Origin of the sequence: Kitasatospora sp. NRRL B-11411 (genome assembly GCF_000721345.1) — a bacterium.
In the GTDB taxonomy this organism is placed as follows: domain Bacteria; phylum Actinomycetota; class Actinomycetes; order Streptomycetales; family Streptomycetaceae; genus Kitasatospora; species Kitasatospora cineracea.
Genome location: NZ_JOGH01000177.1, coordinates 1 through 9,253 on the forward strand (window position 1 = coordinate 1; position 9,253 = coordinate 9,253).

Annotated in this window: 9 protein-coding genes; 4 read left to right on the forward strand and 5 right to left on the reverse strand. The window is 75.3% G+C overall.

All coding sequences use genetic code 11. The annotated features are described in order from the left end of the window. From IH44_RS43445 to IH44_RS0137315, 3 genes are all read right to left on the reverse strand, one after another. On the reverse strand, positions 1 to 704 hold a 704-nt coding region (locus IH44_RS43445; protein ID WP_051818123.1), incomplete at its 3' end, for a hypothetical protein. A 251-nt stretch (positions 705 to 955) separates the two neighbouring features. After that, complete coding sequence (locus IH44_RS0137310) at positions 956 to 1,951, reverse strand: glycosyltransferase family A protein (protein ID WP_051818125.1); 996 nt, start codon at positions 1,949 to 1,951, stop codon at positions 956 to 958. A gap of 266 nt (positions 1,952 to 2,217) precedes the next feature. Further along, the gene (locus tag IH44_RS0137315; RefSeq protein ID WP_232795247.1) at positions 2,218 to 3,003 is read right to left on the reverse strand and encodes a lytic transglycosylase domain-containing protein; all 786 of its coding nucleotides are present in this window, start codon (positions 3,001 to 3,003) and stop codon (positions 2,218 to 2,220) included. 745 nt (positions 3,004 to 3,748) lie between these two features. Between IH44_RS0137315 and IH44_RS0137320 the strand changes: the two genes are divergently transcribed. Further along, entirely contained in the window at positions 3,749 to 4,969 is a 1,221-nt protein-coding gene (locus IH44_RS0137320) for a metallophosphoesterase (RefSeq protein ID WP_030464290.1), read from the forward strand. A 19-nt stretch (positions 4,970 to 4,988) separates the two neighbouring features. Here IH44_RS0137320 and IH44_RS0137325 read toward each other — a convergent pair whose 3' ends face one another. After that, positions 4,989 to 5,492, reverse strand: a complete 504-nt coding sequence (locus tag IH44_RS0137325) for a DUF2000 domain-containing protein (RefSeq protein WP_030464291.1) — start codon at positions 5,490 to 5,492, stop codon at positions 4,989 to 4,991. Between the two features lie 49 nt (positions 5,493 to 5,541). Here IH44_RS0137325 and IH44_RS0137330 point away from each other — a divergent pair, with 49 nt between their 5' ends. After that, a complete protein-coding gene (locus IH44_RS0137330; RefSeq protein ID WP_030464292.1) occupies positions 5,542 to 6,351 on the forward strand; it encodes an AraC family transcriptional regulator in 810 nt (269 codons plus the stop codon). Positions 6,352 to 6,571: 220 nt separating this feature from the next. Next, the gene (locus tag IH44_RS0137335) at positions 6,572 to 7,798 is read left to right on the forward strand and encodes a glycoside hydrolase family 6 protein (protein ID WP_035957489.1); all 1,227 of its coding nucleotides are present in this window, start codon (positions 6,572 to 6,574) and stop codon (positions 7,796 to 7,798) included. Between the two features lie 147 nt (positions 7,799 to 7,945). Here the strand turns inward: IH44_RS0137335 and IH44_RS0137340 are convergent, their stop codons facing one another. Beyond that, positions 7,946 to 8,419, reverse strand: a complete 474-nt coding sequence (locus tag IH44_RS0137340; protein WP_030464294.1) for a MarR family winged helix-turn-helix transcriptional regulator — start codon at positions 8,417 to 8,419, stop codon at positions 7,946 to 7,948. A gap of 150 nt (positions 8,420 to 8,569) precedes the next feature. On the opposite strand from IH44_RS0137340, the gene IH44_RS0137345 reads away from it, so the two are divergent. After that, positions 8,570 to 9,253: alpha/beta fold hydrolase (locus IH44_RS0137345; RefSeq protein WP_030464295.1), on the forward strand; the 684-nt coding region annotated here is incomplete at its 3' end.

A 9,253-nucleotide genomic window follows, 5' to 3' on the forward strand; every position in this document is an offset into this window, starting at 1 on the left:
GTGCTGACCGGGGTGGGGGCGGTGGGGGTGGCGGCCTGGATCTTGTCGTCGCGTTCGTCGTCGCCAGCGCCGTCCTTGGTGGTCAGGACGGTGTCGAAGACCTCGCGGAGCTTGTCGGTGGCCTGCTTGGAGAACAGCCCGCACAGCCCGGCGATCCCGGCGAAGCCGTACGGGTTGGTGGCGGTCCCGTCGGTGCCGTTGGCGAACAGGCCGCCGCGCAGCAGGAAGTAGACCAGCAGCGCGAGCGCGCCGCCGATCGCGGTGCGCAGCAGGTACCAGGGCAGCCAGCTGGGCAGCAGCTGCCGGTTGCCCGCGTAGGTGGCGAAGGAGGTGGCGGCGTGCACGAAGCTGCCGAGGCCGCTGGCGGCGAGCACGGCCAGCAGCATCGCGGTGTTGGAGGTCAGGTGCCAGGGGCCGAGGCCGAGCACCGTCCACGGCATCGGGTCGCCGGTCGGGGCGTGCTCGGCGGTCAGCGTGGTCAGCGGCGTCCAGACGCTGATCAGCACGGCCATGCAGACGAACGCCTCGGCCAGCAGCAGCGCCCCCAGCAGCAGGAGCGTCCAGCCGGACAGCTGCTGCTGGGGCAGCAGGGGGCCGGACGGTCCCGGGGTGGGCTCGCCGGCCGTCTCGGACGGGCCGGTGGCCGACGGGTCCGAGGCCGGGTCCGGCGTCGGGGCCGCTGACGGGGAAGCGGGGGAGGACATCGGGGAGTTCGCCTTCCGGTCCGGTGGTGCCTGCACGGAACTGGGCGCGGTGAGCTGGGCGCAGGGGCGGACGCCAACCGTCCGCGGGGACGGACTCTACCCTCCGGACCGGGCCGACGGGGCGTCAGCAGCCCGCACCTGCCGTGTCGTTCACCGACCCTCCCCACACTGCGGCCGATCCGCATCCGGCGGCGGCCCGGCGGCGGCCCGGCGGTGGCCCGGCGGTGGCCCGGCGGCGGCTCAGTCCGGGCTCAACGGCGGCCGCCCGCCAGCCGGGAGAACTTGGCGACCTCGAAGGTGGCGTACGAATTCGAGGCCAGCAGCGAGAACTTGATGCCCTCGCGGCCCTCCGGGCGCCGGTACCCGCTGGGCAGGAAGCGCTTGTAGTGCTCGGCGGCGCGCTGGAAGAACTGCGGGCGCTCGGCCCGGGTCAGGCACCCCGGCAGGTCGAAGACGAACAGGTAGTGCCGGATCATCCTGGTGAACAGGTGCGGGCGCACGGCGGCGGTGACCGGCTCGGCCTCGGCGGGCTGGGCGTCCAGCAGTTCGAAGGTGCTCTCGTAGCGGTCGAAGACGTCGAAGTGGGTGGCGCCCTCGCTGCCCGCCGGGTGCAGGGTGTGGCGGCGGCGGATGGTCACGCACTCGCGGTCCAGCACCGCGACCCGGGTGGCGCCCAGCAGCGAGCGGTGCACCGCCGAGACCTCCTCGTAGAAGCCGTCCGGGAAGGCCGGGATGGTCCCGCTGCGCATCAGCCGGTCCCAGGCCAGCGGCGGGGCGCCGAACAGCTCCGGGCGCTCGGCGGGGGAGAACACCGCCGGCCCGGCGGCGGCCAGCAGTTCGGCCGCGTTGCCCGGCCAGAGCTTGCCCCGGTACTCCCGGTTGTGGCCGAACAGCAGCACGTCGACCTCGCCGGTCTCGGCCAGCCGGGCCTCCATCGCCTCGAACGCGTCCTCCGGCAGCAGGTGGTCGGCGTCCAGGAACAGCAGGTACTCGCCGCGGGCGTGCGCGGCCCCGGCCATCCGGGCCCGCCCGATCCCGGTCTCGGCGTCCAGCCGCAGCACCCGCACCCGGGCGTCACGCAGTTCGTACGCCTCGACCAGCCGCTCCGGGCAGTGCTCGGACGGGGTCTGCACCACGATGACCTCGAACTCGGGAAAGGACTGCCCGAGCAGCGAGTCGAGGCATTCCTTCAGTTGTCCTTGCTCGTCGTAAGCGGGCAGCACGACGGTGATCAGTGGTGGGGCCATGGCCGGGAGGCTAGGGGCGGGGACAGCCTCAGGCAAAGGTCGGAAGCCGCCCCAAAGCGGCGATACCGGACAGTGATCGCGGGACGTTCGCGGAATCTTCACCGAACGGACATGACTGTGCGCTGAAATGTCCGGATAGAGGACGGAACGCCGCGACTTGCTGACGTATCGTCAGATGTACGCTCCGTGGCCGAGCTGCGGAGAGGCGGTGCGAGAACGCCCCCGCGGCAGCCCGGCCGAACACCGTCCGTGCCGACCCGCCACGGTCAGTACCAGTTGTGCGCCTGCCAGAACGACCACGCCGCGCACGGGCTGCCGTACGTCTCGTTCATGTACGCCAGGCCCCACTTGATCTGGGTCGCCGGGTTGTCCCGCCAGTCCGCGCCCGCCGACGCCATCTTCGAACCCGGCAGCGCCTGCATCAGCCCGTACGCGCCCGAGGAGGAGTTGGTCGCGTGCACGTTCCAACTGCTCTCCCGCTCCACGATGTTCGAGAAGCACTGCAACTGGCCCGCCGGCACGATCTGCGCCGCGATCTGCTGCGGCGTCCCGCTGTACGCCGACGAGGAGCCGGAACCGGACCCGGACCCGCCCGCCGACGGCGACGGGCTCGCGGACAGCGACGGGCGCTGCTGCGCCCGGGAGGCCGCCGAGGCCGAGGCGGACGCCCGGGCCTTCGCCTCCGCCGACGCCTTCGCCTTCGCGGCGGCCTCGGCCGACGCCGACGCGGACGCCGCCGCACTCGCACTGGCCTCGGCCTCCGCCTGGGCGGACGCCGACGCCGACGCCGACGCCTCCGCCGCGGCCTGGGTGGAAGCGGAGGCGGACGCGGCCGCCGCCGCCTCGGCCGAAGCGCTCGCCTCCGCCGCGGCCTGTGCGGAAGCGGAATCGGAGGCAGAGGCGGAGGGTGACGGCCCGAAGGCGTCCGAGGAGAGTTGCGGGCTGCCCGCCAGCACCGGGTCCCCGGCGGCGTCGGCCGAGCCCGCGTTCTGCGGCACGGCCAGCGCCAGGGTCGCCGTGCCCGCGACCGCGAGCGTGGCGATGCCCGTCACCAGGGCGTTCCGGTGGCGTCGGAGCTTCTCCGAAAAAGTCAGGGTCCTGCGATGGTGCACGGCGACCTCTCCTCGCACGGGGCCGGACGGCCGGGACGGACACAGCGGCCGCCGACCGGGACGCGGAACACGCCACGGGCCTGCCGGCCGGAGGACCCGGCCGGGGCGCACCCGGCGCACGCGGTGGCAGGGAGTTCGGCGGTCGAACCGGCCGGACTGCCTGGCGGACGGGACATTCTTGGCAGACGCCGCAGAACCGAACAACGGCCTCCGTAACTACCCGCCGTAGTAGCGGTCGTGGTGGCGGCCACCGGACCCGGACCGCCCGCCCGCCCCGGCCGACCGGTGGCGGCGAACACCCCGCGACACCCGCAAAACCCTCCCCGGCCTGCGGTTTCACCCTCCGCGCGCACCCCCGGCGGCGGCCCGGGACACCCGTATCCGTGATCCGCCGCACACCAACTACCCGGAGTCGTGGACGGCCGCCCCGATGTGCTCGGGCTCACAGGGGGTGACCGGGAACCGAACCCGGACCGACACCCTCCGCACCCGCCCGACCACCCGCCGTCCACCGGGCGCACCACCCGCCGTCCACCGGGGCTGGCCATCTGCCGTCGACCGCGCCTGCCGACCGCGCGCACCGACCGCGCCCGCCACCCGCCGTCCACCGAGCCCGGCCATCTGCCGCCCGCCGCGTCCACCACCCGCCGTCCGGGGGCCCGGACCCGGCACCGATACTGACCGCATGACGATCGCGGTGGTGGTGGCGGGGGCCCTGGGTGCCCTCGGCCTGCTCGGGGTGGCGCACTGGTACCTGTGGCGGCGGCTGGTCCGCGACGTCTCCAGCCCCGGCAGCCGGTACCGGCGCGCCGGCACCGCCCTGCTGGTCCTGCTGCCCGTCTTGATGCTGCTCGCGGTGATCGGCGGCCGGGCCTTCCCGCTCGCCGTGGAACGCTGGTTCGCCTGGCCCGGCTACCTCTGGATGGCCGTCAGCATCTACCTGCTGCTCGCCCTGCTGGCCGGCGAGGCCCTGCGCCCCCTGCTGCTCCGCCTCCCTCTCCTCCGCCGCCGCGCCCCCGAGACCGCCGTCCCCGACCCCGAGCCCGCCGCCGTCGAAAAGGACACCGAGCGTGGCGGCGAGAGCTCGCGGCGGCTGTTCGTCTCCCGGGTGGTGGCCGGCGGCGCGGCGGCGGTGGCCGTCGGGGTGGTCGGCAACGGCGCGTACGGGGTGCTGCGCGGGCCGCGGCTCAAGCACGTCACGGTGCCGCTGGCGAAACTGCCGCGCGCCGCGCACGGCTACCGGATCGCGGTGGTCAGCGACATCCACCTCGGGCCGATCCTCGGCAAGGCGCACACCCGGCGGATCGTCGACACCATCAACGCCGTCCAGCCCGACCTGATCACCGTGGTCGGCGACCTGGTCGACGGCACCGTCCCCGAACTCGGCCCGGCCGCCCGCCCGCTGGCCGACCTGCGGGCCAAGGACGGGGCGTACTTCGTCACCGGCAACCACGAGTACTTCTCCGGTGCCGCGCCCTGGGTGGAGTTCGTCCGCGAGCTGGGCGTGCACCCGCTGGAGAACGACCGGGTCGAGCTGGCCTGGTTCGACCTGGCGGGCGTCAACGACATCGCGGGCACCGCGCAGGGCCAGGGCCCCGACTACGCGAAGGCGCTGGGCGACCGCGACCGCAGCCGGGCCTCCGTGCTGATGGCCCACCAGCCGGTCACCGTCCACGACAGCGTGCGCCACGGCGTCGACCTCCAGCTCTCCGGCCACACCCACGGCGGCCAGCTCTGGCCCGGCAACTACCTCGCCGAACTGGCCAACCCGACCGTCGCGGGCCTGGAGCGCTACGGCGACACCCAGCTCTACGTCACCCGCGGCGCGGGCGCCTGGGGGCCGCCGGTCCGGGTCGGCGCGCCGTCCGACATCACGGTCGTCACGCTCGCCTCGCTCCAGGCGTGACCCGGCCCCCCTGCCCGGATCAGGGGTGCATCCTGGCGCCCTTGAGCACCTTGTCCACCGCGTTGCGCGGCCCGTGCAGCGCCAGGCCGACCAGGTCCAGCGCCGCCGTCGGCACGGCCCGGACCGCCGCCCGGTTGTCCCGGTCGTTGCCGGTGGCGAACAGGTCCGCGGTGAACACCGCCGCCGGCAGCCCGCGCGACAGCGCCCGCCCGTGCGCGGCGGCCAGCAGCTCCGGCCCGCCCTCGAAGACCAGCACCGGCTGGCGGAACATCGGCAGGTAGCCGACCCCGTCCGCGTCCGCGTACGGCTCGCCGATCAGCTCCGGCACGGCGGTGCCCAGCCCGCTCACCAGGAAGGCCGTCACGTTCAGCCGCTGCCACGGCGCGAGGTCCGCGCGCAGCAGCACGGCGATCTTGCTGTCGAAGCGGACGGGCCCGGAAGCGGGGGAGGCAGGCCCGGAAGAGGGGGAGAGGAGTGCGGAAGAGGAGGGGGAGGCGGGGGCGGTCGGCGTGGTGTTGTCCATGGAGCGAGCGTGCCGCCCGCCCCGCCGCCCGGTCTTGTACGTTCTTCGCATGCCCGCAGCGCCGCCGGAGGAGACCAGTGCCTGGCGGCCGCGCGTGCCGGGCGTGGTCGAGGTGTTCCACGCGCACTTCACCGCGCACCGCTACCCCATGCACGTCCACGACTCCTGGACGCTGCTGATCGTCGACGACGGCGCCGTCCGCTACGACCTCGACCGGCACCGCCGCGGCACCCCGCACGACACCGTCAGCCTGCTGCCCCCGGACGTCCCGCACAACGGCTCACCGGCCACCGAGGACGGCTTCCGCAAACGCGTGATCTACCTCGAACCCGACCAGCTGGGACGGGAGTTGATCGGCCCCGCGGTGGACGGGCCGGACCTCGCCGACCCGCTGCTGCGGCGCCGGGTCGGCCAGCTGCACACCGTCCTCGGCACCCCCGGCGAGGAGCTCCAGGCCGAGAGCCGGCTGGCCCTGATCGCCGAACGGCTCCGCCACCACCTGCGCCCGCGTCCGGCCGCCGCCGCCCCCGCGCCCGGGCTCGCCCACGACCTGCGCGAACTGCTCGACGCCCGGCTCACCGAACGCACCACCCTCGCCGACGCCGCCCGCCTCCTGCACGCCCACCCCGCGCACCTCGTCCGCACCTTCAGCACCGCGTTCGGCCTGCCCCCGCACCAGTACCTCACCACCCGCCGGATCGACCGGGCCCGCCACCTCCTGCTCGACGGCCACCCCCCGGCCGCCGTCGCCACCGCGCTCGGCTTCCACGACCAGTCCCACCTCACCCGCCACTTCCGCCGCATCGTCGGCACCACCCCGGGCCGCTTCCGGGAACGCCGGGCCCGGGCCCGCGGCTGAACCCGGCCGAACCGGGACCCGGCCGTCCCGCCGGACCGCTGCCCCGGGAACCGGTGGCCCGGCGCCGGGGCGGGTGAAAGTTTCAGCGGGGGAGCGGCACGGCGGCGGGTCCTGCTGCGGGTTCGGCGGGCCGGGGCGGAGGCGGCCTTGACGGGGTGTCACCGTGGGTGGCTGCATGGCGGCTCCGCCGATCGCCCATCCCTGCCGGGAGAGACCTGCCATGCGCCCACCCCACCCCGTCCGAGCCGCGCTCTCGCTGGCCGTGCTGCTCGCGTCCGGCCTCGGACTCGCCACCGCGCCCGCCCAGGCCGCCGCCCCCGCCGCCCCCGCCTCCGGGGCGCGGAGCCTCGCGCCGGACACCCGGTTCTACGTCGACCCGGGCAGCAAGGCCGCGCAGCAGGCGCTGACCGACCTGAAGGCCCACGACCTGCAGGGCGCCCTGGAGATGGCGCAGCTGGCGTCCTGGCCGGTCGCGCAGTGGTTCAACGGGACGGCGACCCCGCAGGAGACCACCGACGCGATGGCCGCGCTGCAGGCGAAGGCCGCCCGGGCCCGGCAGGTGCCGGTCGCCGTGGCGTACAACGTGCCGGGCCGGGACTGCTCGCAGTACTCGGCGGGCGGCGCCTCCAACAGCACCGAGTACGCGGCCTGGATCGACGCGCTGGCCCGCGGCATCGGCGACCGCAAGACCGTGGTCGTCCTGGAGCCGGACGGCCTGGCCCTGTCGCCCGCGTTCTGCGGCGGCACCGCCGCCCAGCAGCAGGACCGCCTCGCCGAGATCTCCGGCGCCGTGGACCGGCTGGAGCAGCAGCGCGGCGCGCTCGTCTACCTGGACGCCGGGCACAGCAGCTGGCAGAACGTCGGCACTCAGGCCCAGCTGCTGATCGACGGCGGCGTGGCCAAGGCGCAGGGCTTCTTCCTGAACGTGTCGAACTACCAGACCGACGCCGCGCTGACCCGCTACGGCACCCTGGTCTCCCAGTGCGTCTGGTACCTGCAGAACACCCCGGGCGCCACCGCCGACTCCTGCGCCAACCAGTACTGGCCGGCCGCGGACGCCGACGCCTGGTACGCCGAGCGCGTCCCGGCCGACGCGAAGCTCCCCCACTTCGTGATCGACAGCAGCCGCAACGGCCAGGGCCCGTGGACGCCGGAGCCCGGCAAGTACACCGGCGACCCGCAGACCTGGTGCAACCCGCCCGCCCGCGGCCTGGGCACCCGCCCCACCGCGAACACCGGCCGGGCCCTGCTGGACGCCTTCCTGTGGATCAAGGTCCCGGGCGAGTCCGACGGCAGCTGCACCCGCGGCACCGCCGGCCCGGCCGACCCCGAGTACGGCTCGGTCGACCCGGTCGCGGGCGGCTGGTGGCCCGCCCAGGCCCGCTCGCTGGCGGACAACGCCGCCCCGAAGCTGACCTTCAACACCGGGCTGCTCCCGCAGCACTGACCCACCGCACCACCACCTCCGCACACCGCACACCGCACCACCCCCGCACACCGCACCACCCCCGCACACCGCACCACCCCCCCCGGACGCCCGGGCGAGCGCGCTGCTCGTCCGGGCGTCCGGGCGTCCGGACCGCCCCGCCGTGCCTCACCCGGCGGGGCGGTCCGGGCCGTCCGCGTGCCGGGCGACGATCTCCCGCATGGTGGACAGGAAGCCCTCGACGGCGGCCCGCTCGACCGCCGACAGCCCGTCGACCAGGGCGACGGTCTCGCCGATCAGCGGGCCGAAGAACCCCTGGCCGAGCGCGACGGCCCGCTCGGTCACCTCCAGCAGCACCCGCCGCCGGTCGTGCGGGTCGCGGGTGCGGCGGACGTGCCCCAGCCGCTCCAGCCGGTCCAGCACGGCGGTGGTCCCCGCCGAGTTGATCCCCAGCTCGCGGCCGAGCAGCCCGGGCGTGGCGGGCACCTCGGCCCGGGCGGCGTCCAGCAGCGCGATCAGCGCCCGCAGGTCGGTCGGGTGCAGGCCGTGGCGCTGCGCGAACGAGGCGGCCAGCAGGTCGAGTTCGACGGTCAGCGCGCGCAACTGGTGCACGGTGCGCAGACCGGGCCCTGGATCGTCCATCCGTTCGTCCTCTCGTGGGCGGGGTCGTGGGCGGGCTCGCGAGCGGGGTCGCGGGCAGGGGGGTTGTCCGCGGGGGACCGGACCCGCATATTATCTCGTTCAGCGAGAAGATTGCCGAGCGAGACACCATTCCCCAGCAGGAGACCCGCCATGGGATTCGACCGGTCCGCCTTCCTGTCCGCCTACGACACCCTGCTCGACCGCTGGCCCGTCCCGGTCGACACCCTCGACCTCGACACCCCGTACGGCACCACCCGGGTCAACGCCGCCGGACCGCCCGACGCCCCGCCCCTGCTGCTGCTCCACGGCGGCGGCGCCACCGCCGCGAGCTGGTGGGCCAACGTCGGCGAACTCGCCCGCACCGCCCGGGTGTTCGCCGTCGACCGGATCGGCGAGGCCGGGCGCTCCACGGCGGACGGCCGCCCCCGGCCGCGCACCGTCGCCGACCTGCACGGCTGGCTCGACACCGTCCTCGACGCGCTCGGCGCCGAACGCGCCGACCTGTGCGGGCACTCCTACGGCGGCTGGATCGCCCTCACCTACGCGCTGAGCCGCCCCGCCCGGACCGACCGGCTGGCCCTGCTCGACCCCACCGGCTGCTTCACCGGCTACCGCCCCTCCTACCTGCTGCACGCCGCCCCGATGCTGGCCCGCCCCGGCGAGCGCCGGGCCCGCGCCTTCCTCGCCTGGGAGACCGGCGGCACCCCGCTCGACCCCGACTGGACCCGGCTGTACGGCCTCGCCGCGACCTTCCCCGCCACCCGCCCCGTCACCGGCCCCCGCCCCGCCCCCGCGGCCCTCGCCGCCCTCGACCGCCCCTGCCTGGTCCTGCCC